The sequence below is a fragment of the Mycobacterium sp. TY815 genome (assembly GCF_030755135.1).
Classification (GTDB): Bacteria; Actinomycetota; Actinomycetes; order Mycobacteriales; family Mycobacteriaceae; genus Mycobacterium.
In genome coordinates this window covers 2441390-2456157 of sequence record NZ_JAUFRX010000001.1, presented here as the reverse complement: position 1 = coordinate 2456157, position 14768 = coordinate 2441390, and the positions used below count along the sequence as shown (strand labels likewise).

Below are 14768 nucleotides of genomic sequence, written 5' to 3'. Positions count from 1 at the left end.
CAGATATGCTGCTCATCGGTATGGAACCCGACGAGCAGGCGTGCCAGCGAACCGCCCTGGAATCGCAGATCGCTGCTGATCTGCGGGAGTTGTCGTCTGAGTCCGACCAGATCGGCCGGATCTTTGCTGTCTCCCACGATGTTCGGCCGACCGATTTTCGGGCTCTGCTGCACATCATGGTCGCCGAGACAGCGGGTCAACCGATGACGTCCGGGGATCTCAGCCAGCGGATGGGTCTGTCCGGTGCGGCGATCACCTACCTCGTCGATCGCCTGATCGACTCCGGTCACATTCGGCGGGACTCCCATCCGGCGGATCGGCGCAAGGTCATCCTGCGCCACGCCGAGCCCGGTATGAACACCGCAAGATTGTTCTTCACCCCACTCGGGGAGCACACCCACGAAGCGATGGCCGATCTGCCCGACGCGGATCTGGCTGCGGCGCATCGGGTTTTCGACGCGCTGCTCGCCGCGATGCGCCGGTTTCAGGCTGAGCTGGGCCCCACCGATTCCTGATAGGCGGGCGGTTGCCCGTGTTCGGGAAGGGCGGTGAACGTCCGGCGGTGCCAAGCCGCCAGTGGTTTCGGTGCCCACCAATTGAGCCGGCCGAGCACGTGCATGAACGCGGGCACCAGCATCATGCGGATCACGGTGGCGTCCACCAGGATCGCGATCGTCAGCCCGACGGCGAACATTCGCATGAACGACACGCCGGCGGACATCAGGGCGGCGAACGAGATCGACATCAGCAGCGCCGCGGCCGTCACGACCCGACCGGTGCGAGCGATGCCCAGCGCGACGCTTTCGTCGTTGTCGGCATGGGTCTGCGATGAGGCGAGCCAGTATTCGCGGATGCGGGACAGCAGGAACACCTCGTAATCCATCGACAGCCCGAACGCGATGCAGAACATCAGCACCGGGACATTAACCGCCAAGGTCCCGGTGGGAGTCGTGCCGGCCGCGCCGAGGTGGCCTTCCTGGAAGATCCACACCAGCGCACCGAACGTCGCCGTAAGCGACAAGATGTTGAGCAGCACCGCCTTGATCGGCAGCACCACACTGCCGGACAGCAGGAACAGCAGCACCAGCATGACAATCGCAATGAAGCCGAACACCAGGGGCAAGCGCGAGGTGATGCCGCGCACGCAGTCCTGATTTGTCTGCGCCAGACCGGTGATCAGGACTTGCTTGTCCGCGGGCAGTGCGATCTGGTGAACCCGGGCCAGTTGCTGCTCGGATGCCTCGGTGTACAGCGGGGCGGTGCTGTCAATCGTGAGAAACGCTGCGCCGTCGGCCATTCCGGCTGGCGCTGAGGGTGGTCCCTTGGGCTCGCCGGCGACGAAGGTCCCGGTTGGTGAGGACACCGACGACACATCCGGCACCCGGGACAACGCGGCGGCGTAGGTGTCGAGATCCGGGCGGCTCAACCCGGTGGTGTCGGGAATGACCGCCTTGATGCGGGTGGCCGAGTTGGACGGAAATTGCGCTCGGATCCGTTCGTTGGCCAATCGCGCGGACGACGTGTCGGGCAGGACGCGGTCGTCGGCATAGCCCCATTTGACCCCGAGGAAGGGCGTGCCCAGCGCAAGCAGCACGATAACCAGCAGTAGCCCCAGCGGTATCGCTTGTCTGATAACGAATTTCGCCAATCGGTACCAGAAGGTCTGCTCTATCGGCCGCGGAGAAGGTGTCGGCCGGCGCAGCAGGCGACGTACCAGGTGCCGTACGTCGAACGCGTCGATCCGGTTGCCGAGCAACAGCAGCACGGCCGGTGTGACCGACACGGCAGCGGCAGCGGCGAAAGCGACCACCGCGATGCCGGCATAGGCGAAAGACTTGAGGAAGTACATCGGGAAGAAGATCATTCCGAGCAGCGCCAGTGCCACCGTCATCGCCGAGAACAGGACGGTTCGCCCGGCCGTCGACATGGTTCGCACCACCGCTTCTGTAGGTGGTACTCCGTCGGCAAGTTCGTCGCGGTAGCGGCTGATAATCAGCAGGGTGTAGTCGATGGCCAGAGCGAATCCCAGTGCGACCGCGACGTTGAGTGCGAAGATTGACACGTCGGTGACCAATGCGATCCCGCGCAGGACGGCGAGTGAGCCCAGGATTGCGAAACCGCCCACCGCCACCGGCAGCGCGGCCGCCAGCACACCGCCGAAGACCCAGACCAGGGCGAGGAAACTCAACGGAATGGCGATGACTTCCATTCGGAGCAAATCTTTTTCGGTCTGCTGGTTGATTTGCGCATAGACCATGGCCGACCCACCGGCTTGTACCGTGACGCCGTCGTGTTCTCCGGCAAAACGGTCCGCCAGCGTCTGGGCGTGTTTGGCGGCGGTGTTCTCGTCACCCTTGAGTGCGGCGATGATCATCGCGGACTTGCCGTCACCACTGACCGTTCCGGGGGTGGGTTGCGGTTGCCAGGGTGAGGCCACTTGAGAGACGAACGGCGATTCAGCAAGCTGTCGTGCCAGCTCGGTGCCGACCAGGTGGCCATTGCCGGTCTTCACGCCGTTTTCCGCGCTGACGAGCAACACCAGTTCCATGTCACCTTGGTGAAAGGTGTTGGTGAGCATGGCCGATGCCCGGGCCGATTCAGAGTTGGGATCGAGGAATCCACCCCCAGACAGACTGCCGGCAGCGGGTATGCCGAAAACGGCGGCCGCAATCATCACCAGAATCGCGCCGGCGATCACCCGTCGCGGCGCGGCGACGCAGGCTCGGACAAGTCCCGACAACATGTTCCGTCCCTCGAACTTTCGCTACCAACCGAAACGACAGTTCAGTTTATTAAACATTAATCCAATGAAGCGTTGGTTGCCAGCCGAGCGAGAAATAAGGTTGCGTTACTTGCCATGTGCGACAACGAAGTTGCCGTGGAATTCACTACCCGGAGATAAGTGCTGCTACCAAACCGCGCGGATCAGCAACGGTCACCGTTAGTGCCGAATGGTCCCGGAATCCGATGACCCTGCGCAGCGGTGGCTGGAAATGAATGCATACCCCGGCGTCGGCATTGGTTCCGAAGGTCAGCCCGTCATCGGCCATCGACAGGCGCGGGCCGACGGCAGTCCACCAGCGGTACGGACCGGTGATATGCGCTTCCACCACGTGGGACAGCGGCGCTTCGGCACGCAACGGGCCGTAGCGGGCGACGAAGCGGCCGTCTTGAGTCAGCGTCACACCTTGCTCGCCGGGCCAGCGGAAGGGCAGCCAGAACGGCACCAGGCGTAGGTCGTATTCATACGGGAACGTACGGTCCAGGTGCCGTTTCGAGGCCATCGCGCTACCGCACCAACCCCGGAGCCGATCGTCGGATGGCAACGGCGTCCTCGATCATCTGGAGTGCCTCCGGTACGGATCGGACCAGGGCAAGGCCGTGGTCCTTGACCACTCGAAGGAGCGGGCCCAATGCGGGACCGCTCACCACGGAGCAGTACAGGCCGGCGGAGCGATGCTGATGGTTGAGGGCGAGCAGTTGCTGGAATCCTTCGATACCTAGGAAATCGAGGTGGCTGAGATCGACGATCAGCGGCGTGCGTGCTCTGGTGAATCGTCGGATCTCCGCGGCGATCCGCGCGGCGTTGGCGGCGTCGACGCCGCCGTCCACACGGACCACGGTGGCCAGCCGGCGGGCGTATACGAACATTTGTGCCCCATCGCAATTGACCACGTAGCGGTAGCGGGGGCGGCGTTGGTCTGGTGAATCTACAGCGTGCATCGGTGTTGCCTATCAAGTTGTGGGCGGAACCAGCGGATGAGCGGTTCCAGAGCTCAGGAATGTAGCTGCGGACTCAACTGACACCAGCCTAGACGCAATCCGGCCCGTGGGTTTCGGTCAGTGACCATGGCAACACGAGGCTTGCCGGTCATCGGGCCACCTGGGCCGGGTATTCCGCAAGCAGGAAGGGTGAACGAGTGGCGGGACGTCTTCGTTTTCCGGCTGACGCGGGCACAGCTCCTGGGGAGATAGCTTAATTGATTTAAACATTCAGTAACTTAACAAAATCGCGGATCGCGCGTATGCTCGAGACTGCCGAGGCGTACTGCCCGGGTGGTGGTTCAGCAACGACGACGCCGGTCTGAGCACTGGCTCAGTTGTGGGCGCCGGAAAATCGCGACACCATGGACTGATAGGGGAAAGAGGCCACCTTGTTGAAATCGATTGGTGCAGTGGTGGGGCAATTCGCCGAAGCCGCCGGCATGGTCGTGGGCTACCGGCACGGCATTGAGGAGCCTGCTCACACCACCGAGAAGCTCACCCGCGACGTGGAGATCCGTCATTACGGCGATCGGATCGCGGCTCAGACGACCGTTGTGGCCGACGAGGAGTCGGCACGCAATGTCGGGTTCCGCCGGCTCGCGCGCTATATCTTCGGCGCGAACAACAATCGCGACAAGATCGCGATGACCGCGCCGGTGGCGCAGGAATCCCGCACCAAGGGCGAATGGGTGATTCAATTCTTCATGCCGTCGCACAAAACCATGGACACCCTTCCCGCGCCGGACGAAGGCGACGTCAAGTTGGTGAACGTGCCGCCCGCGACCGTCGCGGTGCACAAATTCAGCGGCATCCCCACCAAGCGCTCCGTCGAGTCCCACACCAAACAGCTGATGAACACCTTGGGGGAGTTGGGATTCGAGGCGACGGACTCCCCGGCGGCCTGGTTCTACGACCCGCCGTGGACGGTTCCTGCCTTGCGCCGCAACGAGATCGCCGTACCGGTCAAACCCAGGAGTGAGGTCTGAGTGTTGCTGACCGCTAGGGCCGGAGTTCCGTGATGGCGCAGCCGCGCGAGATGGCGACCCGCAAGCTGCGTCACATCGACGTGTGCCTGGACGGGGACGTGAACTATCACGGGGTCACTACGGGCCTGGAACGGTATCGGCTTCCCTACAACGCGCTGACACAGACCAATCTGGCCGACATCGACTTGTCGGCGCAGTTCCTCGGGTGCCCGTTGCGTGCGCCAGTGCTGGTGGGCGCCATGACCGGAGGTGCCGAGCTGTCGGGCACCATCAACCGGAATCTGGCGACCGCCGCGCAGCGGCTGGGCATCGGAATGATGCTCGGCTCTCAGCGGGTGATGTTGGAAAGTGCCCTGGGCGAGCAGGCCGCGCCGAGCTTCGCCGTGCGCGACGTGGCCCCAGATGTGTTGTTGGTGGGCAACATCGGCCTGTCCCAGTTCGTCAAGGACGCGATACCGGAGATCAATGCGGCGCTCCACCGGGTGGGTGCCAATGCACTTGCGGTGCATACCAATCCACTGCAAGAGGCGATGCAGCACAACGGCGACACCGACTTTGCGGGATCTCTGGACCGGCTGCACGACCTGATCCCGATGCTGGATTACCCGGTGTTGTTGAAGGAAGTCGGCCATGGCCTCGGCGCCACCGCGGTTGCCGAACTGCTGCGCTCGACCGGAGAACCGCCGGTGGCGGCCATCGACGTGGCAGGGGCCGGCGGGACGTCGTGGTCGCGGGTTGAGCAGCTGGTCCGCTATGGCGAACTGCGTTACCCGGATCTGGCCGACTGGGGTATACCCACCGCGCAAGCGCTGCTGGAGGTGCGTGCGGCGCTTCCGCGCATCCCGCTGGTCGCCTCGGGTGGTATCCGGACCGGTATGGACGCGGCGAAAGCGCTCGCCCTGGGCGCCGACGTGGTGGCGGTCGCCCGCCCCCTGCTCACCTCCGCGATCGAGTCGGCCGATGCGGCAACCGCGTGGCTGCAGAGCTTCATCGACGAACTGCGCGTCTGCCTGCACGGATGTGGTGCGGCCGATCTGCCTTCGCTGCGCACGCTCGGCGCGCTGCCTGTCAGCTAGGCTCACGCATGGCCATCATTCTGGCTTACGGTTCGCCCGCGCTGGGTCATCTCTATCCGATGGCCGCACTGCTGCAGGAGTTGAGTGCCCGCGGGCACCAGGTGCATCTGCGCACCATGAGCAGCGAAGTCGTCGCCATGCGGGCGCTTGGCGTGAAGACCGATCCGGTGGATCCGCGAATCGAAGCCATCGTGGGCGATGATTGGCTGGCGCACAACGCTTTAGGAGTTCTCAAGCGGTCGATCGACGTGCTCTGCCGACGGGCCGTTTTCGAGGTGGACGATCTCAGATGCGCGATCGCCGAGACAGCGCCCGATGCGGTGATCGTCGATGCGAATTGCTGGGGCGCGATGTCGGCGGCCGACGTCAGTGGGTTGCCGTGGGCGGTGTTCTCACCGTTCACGCCCTATCTCCATTCGCGGACGGCGCCACCGTTCGGACCCGGCCTGCGACCGCTGCCGGGAGTGATCGGGCGGGTCCGGGACGCCTCGATGCGGCCCTTCGTCAGGTACCTGTTCGATCGCCCGATGTTGCCGCGGATCAACGCGCTCCGCGCCGAACTGGGCGCGCCGCTGATCAATTCGGTGGACGCCTTGATGAGGCGGGCGCCGCTGCTGTTGGCGGTCGGAGGCGAGCCGTTCGAGTATCCACACCCGGACTGGTCCGACACGGTGCACTTCATCGGTGCGTGCGTGTTCGAGCAGACGGTGTCGGCTGCTCCGGACTGGCTGGATGCGGTCGAGCGGCCCATCGTGCTGGTGAGTACCTCCTCGATCGCCCAGGCCGACGCGAAGTTGGGTCACGTCGCGCTGAAGGCACTGGCCGACGAACCCGTTCACGTCGTAGCGACCTTCCCGGCCGGCGTGCCGGCGGGCCTTCCCCGGACGTCGAACGCGACGGTGTGTCAGTTCGTGCCGCACGGGCCGGTGCTCGAGCGGGCCGCGTGTGTCGTCACACATGGCGGCATGGGGACCACCGTGAAGGCGCTGAACCGGGGTGTACCGGTCTGCGTGGTGCCCTTCGCCCGGGACCAGGGCGAGGTCGCGCGTCGCGTGCAGATGGCCGGATGTGGCACCCGGCTACCACCCAAGCGGCTGACACCGGCACGACTGCGGGCCGCGGTGCTCAGAGCGGCGACGATGACGGACGGGGCGCGGCGGGTGGCCGCCGGGTTCGCCGCGACCGGGGGCGTGGCGCGGGGCGCCGATCTGATCGAGCAGCGTTTGCTCTCAGCGTCGCGGCACGTCGGACCGGGCGGCCCCCTGCCGCCGGCGGGCGGTCGAAGCGCTTCGCCCGAGTTCCGCTGATTCCTCGTGGTGCTCCACGTCGGCTAGTTCGTCCTCGAACGTCGCCATCGCGTCGATCATCGCCAGGAACACCCGGTGGGCTGCCACCAGGTCCTTGTCCGGCATGTCGGCCAGGGCCGCCCTGATGTGTGCGCCGAGGGGGCTGAAGAACGTGTGCGCCAGACTCATGCCGCGCGTCTCGTAGCGCAAGAGCCACTTGCGGCGGTCGTCGGGGTCGGGCTCGCGCCGGATGTGGCCGGCCTCGATCATCCGGTCGACCAGGTAGGTGATGGCCGGTGGCGATACGTCCATCCGCTGCCGCAATTCCGCCAGGGTGAGCGGCTTACCCGCGGTTTCGGCCACCATGATGTGCAGCAGGGCGTGGAAATCGCTATTGCTGACGGCGTTGACGCGGGCGTAGTGCCGTCCGACCCGATCAGAACGGGCGGTGATCGCGCGAATGTCGGCCGAGAGCTGCCTCTCGAGCTCCGCCCGCCTCGGCGGCGGCTCAGTTGCGCCGCGCTTGGTCACCTACCCGCACCCCTTCATCAACCATTCAGAGTACGGCGTGCCCGCCCGATGGTGCGTTAGCCGGTACCCCCGGCTTTACCTCGGGGTCGGGTCGTGGTCCCGCGAAGGGCGTTCGAGCGGTGCCGCGTGCAGTGGTCGTCGCGCGCGATCGTCAGCTTTTCTTCAGCGCATCCGGCTTGTGCACCGCGTCTTTACCGGTCTTGTCGCTGCGCACCTGGTACTGCGGGTCGTCCTTGGAGGCCCGCACGGTGCGGCCCGCCGCCTCGGTGTCCGAGGTGATCTTCCGTTCCACGGTGCCTTCGACGGTGTTGCCGTGGCTCTTCCATTCGACCTTGTCGCCCTTGCGCAGATTGTCGTCGCTCACCTGAGCTCGCTTCCGTCGTTTCTCAGGCGGGTACCCGCCGGCCCTGGATCAGTAACGCGATCCAGGAGAGCGCGGCCGCGGCGAACGCCAGCCCTTGCGCAATGCCGGTGCGGTTGGAAGGCAGGACGGCACCGTCTACGTAGCGGCCGATGAAGCCGTTCTCCGGCAAGGCGCCCATGCCGGCCCGGGCGCGCGCCCAGTCTTCCAGGGTGGTCAACGGGCACCGAAGATCCAGCGTGACCACCGCGACTCCCCAGCAGACGGTCGGAAGGTGCAGCCAGAAGGTGCGCCGCCAGCGCAATGCCAGGAAGCCGCCGCTCGGCAGGTAGGCGAGGTAGGCGAAGTGCGCGGCTGCGGTGGCGATCACAAGGGCGAAATATCTTCTCTTCATCGCTGATTCAGCCTAGATGACTGGGCAGCGGTGCGCGGGTCAGTCGCCGCTTCGCAGCCGGTACCGGCGTTCGGCGTAGGCCAGGTCGTCGCGCCACAGGCGGTTGGCCGCGTAGCGCATCAGCGGTGCCACCAGGGGCGCCACCGAAAGAGCCGCTTTGAACCCCGGGCGCTGCGAATGTGCGACGACCGCTTCGATCACGGCGACGCGGGGATGCCCGTCGGGCCCCGGACCGATTGGGGTGGCGTGAGTTTCGACGACGCTGCCGGCGCCCTCGCCTTCGACGATGCGCATCACGATGGTGCGCGCATCGGGGCAGGTGAATTCGGCGATGGTCGGCACACCGAAGCGCCCGACCCGGAAGGTGACCGAGACGACGAATCGGTCGTCCTCCTCGGTCGGGGTGGTGAGCACCTCGAGCCGGGTGAACGAGTAGGGGTGGAACCAGCTGCCGTGCCAGGGGTCGAGGCGGTTGGCGATGATGTCCTGCGGTTCGCAGGTGCCGTCGACGCGGGCGACGGCGGGCAGCGTGGTTCCGGTGGGCCGTTCCGGGATGACCGGCACGTCCCGCGGTGTTTCCCCGCCGACAGCGTCCAGCCGCACCCAGGCCAGCACGCCGTCGTCGTAACTCGGCAGTGGTGCCCAGCCCAACTTGCACGAATTGCCTTCCAGCGCCAGCCCATGCCAGCGGCAGAACAACACCCCGTCGGCGACCGTGCCGGTGGCCAAATCTGCGCCCAGATGCGGACAGCTCGCCGGACCCACCGTCAGATGACCGAGCCGATCGCGCCAGGCGACGAGTTCGACGCCGGCCACGCGCGCGCCGAGTGGACGAGTGCTGCGCACGTCAGTGCTGGCCGCGAACACGTACCAGTTCCCGGTGGGCCGGCGCTGCGACCGTTCCAGGGCGGCATTGATGATCGACGGTTGGGCCTGGCCGTAGGTCGGACGCTGCTGCGTCCACGCCGCACGTGGAACCAGCTGCAGCGGCCAGTCTTTGGGCCACCGGTCGCGGAACTGATCGCCGACGCTCATGCGCGCCCTCTAATTTGGCGCAGCGCCAGCGATCTCAGCAATGCCGACCGGCCCCGGGTGGGAACAGTGAGCAGGTCGTGACCGGACACACCCCACCGCGCCAGCAGTTGGTTGGCGGCGACCCAGCCGGTGGTGGCGGCACGCTCCATCAGCGCCACCGGCAGGTCCACCCGGATGCCGTCGCCGGCCAGCACCAAATTGGGTTGCGGTGTGGCCACAGTGGGGCGGCGGGTGTAGGTGCCCGGGGTGAACAACGGGCAGTCGCTTCGGCGCAGCACGCGTTCCTCCACCACCGTGGCACCGGCGGTCTCCGGGTAGAGCTTGTGCAACTGCTCGATCGCCGCTTCGCTGGGAGTCGCGGAATCCATTGCATAGGAGTGCAATTCAACGACAGAGCCACCGGTACGGCGGGCCCAGGCGGCGGCCTCGGCCTCGTAGCGGTCCAGCACGCTGATGTTGTCGAGTGGGGGATGGCCGGCCGTACCCAGGAACGGAGCCCGGTCTGGCCTGACCGGGCGGTCGAGCCACAGCCGGTGAACCACAAACGAAGGCGCGGTGCGCAGCCGCCGTATCTGCGCTCGCCACAGGTCGTTCCCGAGGTCGGGCGAGGTGGCGACAATCTGTTGCAGGCCAGCAACATCGAGCGCGAGCACCACCGCGTCGGCGGCCAGGGAATCGTCGGCGGTGTGCACCCGGAAACCGCCGTCGACGGTCTCGACGCGCTGCACCGGCGCGCCGACCCGGAAGCGGGCACCGCGTCCTTCGAGATACTTCCGCAACGGATTCCACAGGCCGACATCGAAATTGGCGTTCGCGACGTCGAAGATCAGGCCCTCGCTGGAGCCCAGGAAGTAGATGTGGAACATGGTCGCCAGTTCCCCGGCCGAGAGTTGCGTCGGCTCGGCGAAGAAGCTGCGCGAGAACACCTCGAAGGCGAGGTGGCGCGCCGACTCCGGAAAGTTGATGCTTTTCAGGAATGTCTCGGCGTCGAGGTGATCCAGCTGGTGATAGATCTCGGGAACCGATACCGCGGCCAGCGGCGCCGACGCGCGGGCGTCGATGCGCGCGAGGTCGGAGAGCCGGAACGTCGGGCTGCGCAGCGCGAACACGAGTGCGTTCCAGGGCGGTGTGCGGGGCAGTCCGCGAAAGGTGTCGCGCCGGCCCGCGCCATCGATCAACGGGTAGTCGGTGACCGGTGTGAGCATGCGCAGCTGGGGGTCCACCCTGCTCAGCAGCGCCCGCAAGTTGTAGTACTGGCGGAAGAAGGCGTGGAATCCCCGGTTCATCGGGGTTTCGGTGCCGTCGGTCTGTTCGGTCCAGCCGCCGACCCGCCCGCCGAGATAGGACTCCTTCTCCACCACCTCGACGTCGACGCCGCGCTCGGCCAGTCCGGTGGCAGCGGCCAGGCCGGCGATCCCGGCTCCGACGACAACGACGCGCGGGCGCGACGCCAGCGAGGTGGCGTCGGCCAGCCCGGGCGTTGCCGAGTGTCGTTCGCGGCGTCGGTCGGTCACAGCGGCACCTCCCCGATAAAGGTATGGACGATGTTGCGTTCCCAGCCTGGCATGGTTTCGCCGCGGACTGCAGTGAAACCTGCATCGGACATCCGCTGCCGGAAACGCTGCGCCCCGTCGAAACTCAGGACGCTGCGCCACAGGTGCCGATACAGGGTGGTGCTGCGGGTCCGCAACCAGCCCGACGGGATGATGATGCCCCAGCACACCGCGTGCCAGATCCTGATGGCGGCGCGGGAATCGCGCACCGAGTACTCGTGCACCGCCAATGTCCCGCCCGGCCGCAACATTTCGGCGAAGGCGCGCAACTGGCTGTCCGGGTCGGCGAGGTTGCGCAGCAGGTAGGCCGCCAGGATGCCGTCGAACGGGCCGGTGATTCCGTGGTCGCCGAGTTCCTCGATGGGGGTGTGCACGAACCGAACCGACGCCGGCCACGACTTGGCGCGCGCCGCCTCGAGCATGCCGGCCGAGGCGTCGACGGCGACGATCTCGGCTTCCGGCGCCACCGAGAGCAGGGCGGCCGTCGACGCTCCGGTGCCGCACCCGGCATCGAGCAGTCGCAGACCGCGGCCGTTGTCCGGTAGGCCCATGCGCTGCGCTGAACGCCGCAGGTTGCTGTGGTAGCCGGGGTTGGCCCCGACCAGCCGGTCGTAGGCGTCGGCGCCGACGTCGAACGCGTCTGGGACGTCGCCGCGGGCAAGACCTGCTTTATCCATCATCACCGCCGTACACGTTGATACTCCCACAGCAGCAACACCCCAGTGACGAGCGCGAAGCCGAACAGGAAGTCCTCGACCGGAATGTCGAAGGGAAATCTCAGGCCGCTGGTCTGCCGTTCGTCGTAGATGACCACCGGCGCGCTGAGCTTTGTCAACCAGCCGTCGACCGGAACCTGGAAGCCCAGCACGATCACCATCGACAACCAGTAGGCCAGTTTCCGGAACAGGCCGGTACGCAACACCGTGAATTCCAGTGCGCACACCGCCAGCACAGACACCACGGCCGGAACGGTGTAACCCAGTCCGGTCATCGGCGTCTGCTCCAGGCGAGGATGGTGCTCACCGCGCTGTAGGTGAGCAACCCGCAGATCGGAATCACCACGAAGAACAGCACCTCCTCGATGGGTATGCGAGGCGGCATCTCGATGCCCGTGATGTATTCGCCGTTGTACCACCATATTCCGGCGGCGATCGCTATGGCGTCCCACACCAGGAACACCGCCGCGAACGGCACCAGCGCGCGCAACAGGCGGCCGGGCTGGCGGTACACGCCCTTGCCGAACACTTCCAGCGGCAACGTGATCAGCAGACACAGGCCCAGCACGATCAGGTACTGCCAATGGTCGCTCACGCGGCACCGGGCTTCCGGCTTTCGGGCAGAGATCGACGGATACGCCAGGACTGGAACAGCGCACCGCCGGCCACCTGGATGCGGCGCGCCTTGCCCACGGTGGCGCGGTGGGTGAACACGGCGAAGTCGCTGTCTTCGATACGGTCCAGAATCTCCGAATAGAGCGTCAACGCCGTTGCCACACACGGACGTGAACGTGGTGCCAGCAACGGAATGCCCTGCGCGGCAAAGCTGTAGATCTCTCGGGTGATCTTGTGCTGCTCGGCCAGCGCGTCCCGAACCCGCGCATCGGTGCGGCGGTGCATGTGACACCACAGCATCAACTCGCGGTCTACTCCGTGAGCGGCCAGTTCGTCGGCGGGCAGATAGATCCGGTCGCGCAACAGATCTTCGTCGACGTCCCGCAGGAAGTTCGTCAACTGGAAGGCGCGCCCCAATGCTTCGGCGTACGGTGCCGCCTCGTCGGTGTCGGTGACCGTTCCCAGGACCGGAAGCACTTGCAGGCCAATGACTTCCGCCGAACCGCGCATATAGCGGTTGAGCGCGTCGCGATCCGGATAGGCGGTGACGGTGAGGTCCATGCGCATGGAGTCGAGGAAGTCCACGAACAGCTCGGCCGGAATCCGGTAGCGGTTCACCGTGTGGTCGACCGCTGTGAGCACCGGCTCGTCGCGCTGCTCGCCGCCGGCGAAGAACCGGTCCGACAGCAGCTGCAGCCGGGCCGCCCGTGCCGCCGCGTCGAGGTTCGGATTGAACTCATCGAGAATGTCGTCGGCCAGGCGGGCGAAGGCGTACAGCGCGTGGATCGCCGGACGCTGGTCGGGAGCCAGCAAGCGGGTCGCCAGGAAATAGGTGCGGCCGTTCTGCGCCGCGATCTTGCGGCAACTGCGATACGCCGCGCGCAATCCGGGGTCGTCGATGCCCGCCGCGTCGAGCTCGGTGCGGATCATCGCGACCGGGCTTTCAGATCCAGGTGCGTCGAATCCCGGTCCGCCACCCCGGTGACGCGGTCGGCCGCCAATCGTCCGGATATCAAGGTGGTCGGCACCCCCACACCGGGGGTGGTCGACGAACCGGCCAGCACCGCGTTGTCGATACCGCGCACCATGTTCGAGGGCCGGAACGGTCCGGTCTGAGCGAACGTGTGCGCCAGCGCGAACGGGGTGCCCGCCAACATGCCGGCGCGTGCCCAGTCGGCGGGAGTGTCCACGTGCAGCACCTCGGCATTCTCGCGCAGCCCCGGTAACAGTCGCTGCTCCACCGCCTCCAGCATGGTCTGAGCGTAGGGGCCGGCGGTGTTCGACCAGTCCACGCGTCCCCGGTCCAGGTTGGGCGCCGGCGCGAGGATGTAGAGCAGATCGCGACCCGGCGGTGCCAGGCCGGGATCGCTGGCCGTCGGCCGCGTCACCAGCAGCGACGGATCCCGCATCAGCCGGCCGTCGTCGATGATGTCGGTGAACGTCTGGTCCCAGGAGTCGCCGAACAGGATGGTGTGGTGCGCCGGAGGCGGTTCGATGGCGCGGCAACCGACGTGCATCACCACGGCCGACGGCGCCGCGCGGAACTTCAGCGGGCGCCTGGGCCGCCGGCCCAGTAACTCGTACGTCAGCGGTAGCTCGGTGGTCAGCACCACCGCGTCGCAGGCGATCCGGTCGCCCTCAGCGGTGATCACCGCGTTGACGCGGTCACCGTTGCGCTCCAGGGAGGTGACGGGGGACCCGTACCGGAATTGCACCCCGGCGTCCTGGGCTGCGGCGGCAAGCGCGTCGGGCAGGGCCCGCACGCCTCCACGCGGGAAGAACACTCCCGACACCGTGTCCATGTAGGCGATCACCGCATACACGGCCAGCGCGTCCTTTGGCGCGACGCCCGCGTACAGGGCTTGGAAGGTGAACACCCGCCGCAGCCTAGGGTCGCTGATGTAGCGCTTGACCATCGTCTCCCAGCGGCGGAAGCCGCCGAGTCCGGCGAGCCGGGCCAGCTGCGGCGTCACCATCGACAACGGCGAATCGAAGTTGGAGGCGATGAAACCGTCGAACTCCGTCCGGTAGAGGCGGTCCAGCCAGTCCCGCAGCGCCCGGTAGCCGGCGGCTTCCTGCCTCCCGGCGAATTCCCGGACCGAAGCGGTCATCCGCTCGGCGTCTGTGTGGACGTCGAGGGCGGCGCCGTCGGCGAAAATGGACCGATAGGCCGGGTCGACAGGCAGCAGGTCAAGACGCTGCGACAGGGATTCCCCGACGGCGGCGAAGGCCTCGTCGATGAGGTCGGGCATGGTCAGCACCGTTGGACCGGTGTCGATCAGGTAGCCGCCGATATCGCGGCGACCGGCTCGCCCGCCGGGCCACGGCTCGCGCTCGACCACGGTGACGTCACGGCCCCGGCCCGCTAGATGCAATGCGGCCGAAAGTCCGGAAAGTCCCGCTCCCACCACCACGACCCGATCGGTCCGGCCTCGCACCGTACGCATCAG

At 66.6% G+C, this 14768-nt stretch carries 17 protein-coding genes; 4 read left to right on the top strand and 13 right to left on the bottom strand.

Annotated elements, in window-relative coordinates:
• Positions 1-5 precede the first annotated feature (5 nt).
• Entirely contained in the window at positions 6-515 is a 510-nt protein-coding gene (locus tag QXK92_RS10200; RefSeq protein ID WP_306241526.1) for a MarR family winged helix-turn-helix transcriptional regulator, read from the top strand.
• Here the strand turns inward: QXK92_RS10200 and QXK92_RS10195 are convergent.
• From QXK92_RS10195 to QXK92_RS10185, 3 genes are all read right to left on the bottom strand, one after another.
• On the bottom strand, positions 485-2743 hold the full coding sequence (locus QXK92_RS10195) for an MMPL family transporter (protein WP_306241525.1): 2259 nt from the start codon (positions 2741-2743) through the stop codon (positions 485-487). The genes QXK92_RS10200 and QXK92_RS10195 overlap by 31 nt on opposite strands.
• Before the next feature lie 145 nt (positions 2744-2888).
• Positions 2889-3284, bottom strand: a complete 396-nt coding sequence (locus QXK92_RS10190) for a hypothetical protein (protein ID WP_306241524.1) — start codon at positions 3282-3284, stop codon at positions 2889-2891.
• 4 nt (positions 3285-3288) lie between these two features.
• Entirely contained in the window at positions 3289-3651 is a 363-nt protein-coding gene (locus QXK92_RS10185; RefSeq protein WP_306241523.1) for an STAS domain-containing protein, read from the bottom strand.
• A 503-nt stretch (positions 3652-4154) separates the two neighbouring features.
• Between QXK92_RS10185 and QXK92_RS10180 the strand changes: the two genes are divergently transcribed.
• Genes QXK92_RS10180 through QXK92_RS10170 form a run of 3 tightly spaced genes read left to right on the top strand, consistent with a single transcriptional unit; the run spans position 4155 to position 7134 of the window.
• A complete protein-coding gene (locus QXK92_RS10180; RefSeq protein ID WP_306241522.1) occupies positions 4155-4751 on the top strand; it encodes a heme-binding protein in 597 nt (198 codons plus the stop codon).
• A 32-nt stretch (positions 4752-4783) separates the two neighbouring features.
• Entirely contained in the window at positions 4784-5827 is a 1044-nt protein-coding gene (gene fni / locus QXK92_RS10175; RefSeq protein WP_306241521.1) for a type 2 isopentenyl-diphosphate Delta-isomerase, read from the top strand.
• Positions 5828-5835: 8 nt separating this feature from the next.
• Positions 5836-7134 (top strand): glycosyltransferase, encoded by a 1299-nt coding sequence (locus tag QXK92_RS10170; protein WP_306241520.1) that lies wholly within the window; start codon positions 5836-5838, stop codon positions 7132-7134.
• Here QXK92_RS10170 and QXK92_RS10165 read toward each other — a convergent pair.
• From QXK92_RS10165 to crtI, 10 genes are all read right to left on the bottom strand, one after another.
• Positions 7057-7644, bottom strand: a complete 588-nt coding sequence (locus QXK92_RS10165) for a MarR family winged helix-turn-helix transcriptional regulator (protein ID WP_306241519.1) — start codon at positions 7642-7644, stop codon at positions 7057-7059. The genes QXK92_RS10170 and QXK92_RS10165 overlap by 78 nt on opposite strands.
• Before the next feature lie 151 nt (positions 7645-7795).
• A complete protein-coding gene (locus QXK92_RS10160; protein WP_306241518.1) occupies positions 7796-8008 on the bottom strand; it encodes a DUF2945 domain-containing protein in 213 nt (70 codons plus the stop codon).
• Between the two features lie 22 nt (positions 8009-8030).
• A complete protein-coding gene (locus tag QXK92_RS10155; protein ID WP_306241517.1) occupies positions 8031-8399 on the bottom strand; it encodes a DUF2784 domain-containing protein in 369 nt (122 codons plus the stop codon).
• Positions 8400-8438: 39 nt separating this feature from the next.
• Complete coding sequence (locus QXK92_RS10150; protein ID WP_306241516.1) at positions 8439-9434, bottom strand: DUF5914 domain-containing protein; 996 nt, start codon at positions 9432-9434, stop codon at positions 8439-8441.
• Positions 9431-10948: an NAD(P)/FAD-dependent oxidoreductase gene (locus QXK92_RS10145; protein WP_306241515.1), complete on the bottom strand. Its 1518-nt coding sequence runs from the start codon at positions 10946-10948 to the stop codon at positions 9431-9433. Before QXK92_RS10145 ends, QXK92_RS10150 begins: the two co-directional genes overlap by 4 nt.
• On the bottom strand, positions 10945-11664 hold the full coding sequence (locus QXK92_RS10140) for a class I SAM-dependent methyltransferase (RefSeq protein WP_306241514.1): 720 nt from the start codon (positions 11662-11664) through the stop codon (positions 10945-10947). The genes QXK92_RS10145 and QXK92_RS10140 overlap by 4 nt, the downstream gene beginning before the upstream one ends.
• 2 nt (positions 11665-11666) lie before the next feature.
• The gene (locus QXK92_RS10135; RefSeq protein ID WP_065047943.1) at positions 11667-11978 is read right to left on the bottom strand and encodes a lycopene cyclase domain-containing protein; all 312 of its coding nucleotides are present in this window, start codon (positions 11976-11978) and stop codon (positions 11667-11669) included.
• Positions 11975-12298, bottom strand: a complete 324-nt coding sequence (locus QXK92_RS10130) for a lycopene cyclase domain-containing protein (RefSeq protein ID WP_306241513.1) — start codon at positions 12296-12298, stop codon at positions 11975-11977. The genes QXK92_RS10135 and QXK92_RS10130 overlap by 4 nt, the downstream gene beginning before the upstream one ends.
• Positions 12295-13248, bottom strand: coding sequence for a phytoene/squalene synthase family protein (locus tag QXK92_RS10125; protein WP_306241512.1), 954 nt, complete (start codon positions 13246-13248; stop codon positions 12295-12297). Before QXK92_RS10125 ends, QXK92_RS10130 begins: the two co-directional genes overlap by 4 nt.
• The gene (gene crtI, locus QXK92_RS10120; RefSeq protein ID WP_306241511.1) at positions 13245-14765 is read right to left on the bottom strand and encodes a phytoene desaturase family protein; all 1521 of its coding nucleotides are present in this window, start codon (positions 14763-14765) and stop codon (positions 13245-13247) included. Before crtI ends, QXK92_RS10125 begins: the two co-directional genes overlap by 4 nt.
• Positions 14766-14768: the final 3 nt, after the last annotated feature.

What these genes read in the sequence shown, in the direction of transcription:
- QXK92_RS10150 (WP_306241516.1), bottom strand. Translation starts at nt 9,434, where the DNA reads ATGAGCGTCGGCGATCAGTTCCGCGACCGGTGGCCCAAAGACTGGCCG.
- QXK92_RS10185 (WP_306241523.1), bottom strand. Translation starts at nt 3,651, where the DNA reads ATGTTCGTATACGCCCGCCGGCTGGCCACCGTGGTCCGTGTGGACGGC.
- QXK92_RS10200 (WP_306241526.1), top strand. Translation starts at nt 6, where the DNA reads ATGCTGCTCATCGGTATGGAACCCGACGAGCAGGCGTGCCAGCGAACC.
- QXK92_RS10140 (WP_306241514.1), bottom strand. Translation starts at nt 11,664, where the DNA reads ATGGATAAAGCAGGTCTTGCCCGCGGCGACGTCCCAGACGCGTTCGAC.
- QXK92_RS10135 (WP_065047943.1), bottom strand. Translation starts at nt 11,978, where the DNA reads ATGACCGGACTGGGTTACACCGTTCCGGCCGTGGTGTCTGTGCTGGCG.
- crtI (WP_306241511.1), bottom strand. Translation starts at nt 14,765, where the DNA reads ATGCGTACGGTGCGAGGCCGGACCGATCGGGTCGTGGTGGTGGGAGCG.
- fni (WP_306241521.1), top strand. Translation starts at nt 4,784, where the DNA reads ATGGCGCAGCCGCGCGAGATGGCGACCCGCAAGCTGCGTCACATCGAC.
- QXK92_RS10155 (WP_306241517.1), bottom strand. Translation starts at nt 8,399, where the DNA reads ATGAAGAGAAGATATTTCGCCCTTGTGATCGCCACCGCAGCCGCGCAC.
- QXK92_RS10190 (WP_306241524.1), bottom strand. Translation starts at nt 3,284, where the DNA reads ATGGCCTCGAAACGGCACCTGGACCGTACGTTCCCGTATGAATACGAC.
- QXK92_RS10195 (WP_306241525.1), bottom strand. Translation starts at nt 2,743, where the DNA reads ATGTTGTCGGGACTTGTCCGAGCCTGCGTCGCCGCGCCGCGACGGGTG.
- QXK92_RS10170 (WP_306241520.1), top strand. Translation starts at nt 5,836, where the DNA reads ATGGCCATCATTCTGGCTTACGGTTCGCCCGCGCTGGGTCATCTCTAT.
- QXK92_RS10125 (WP_306241512.1), bottom strand. Translation starts at nt 13,248, where the DNA reads ATGATCCGCACCGAGCTCGACGCGGCGGGCATCGACGACCCCGGATTG.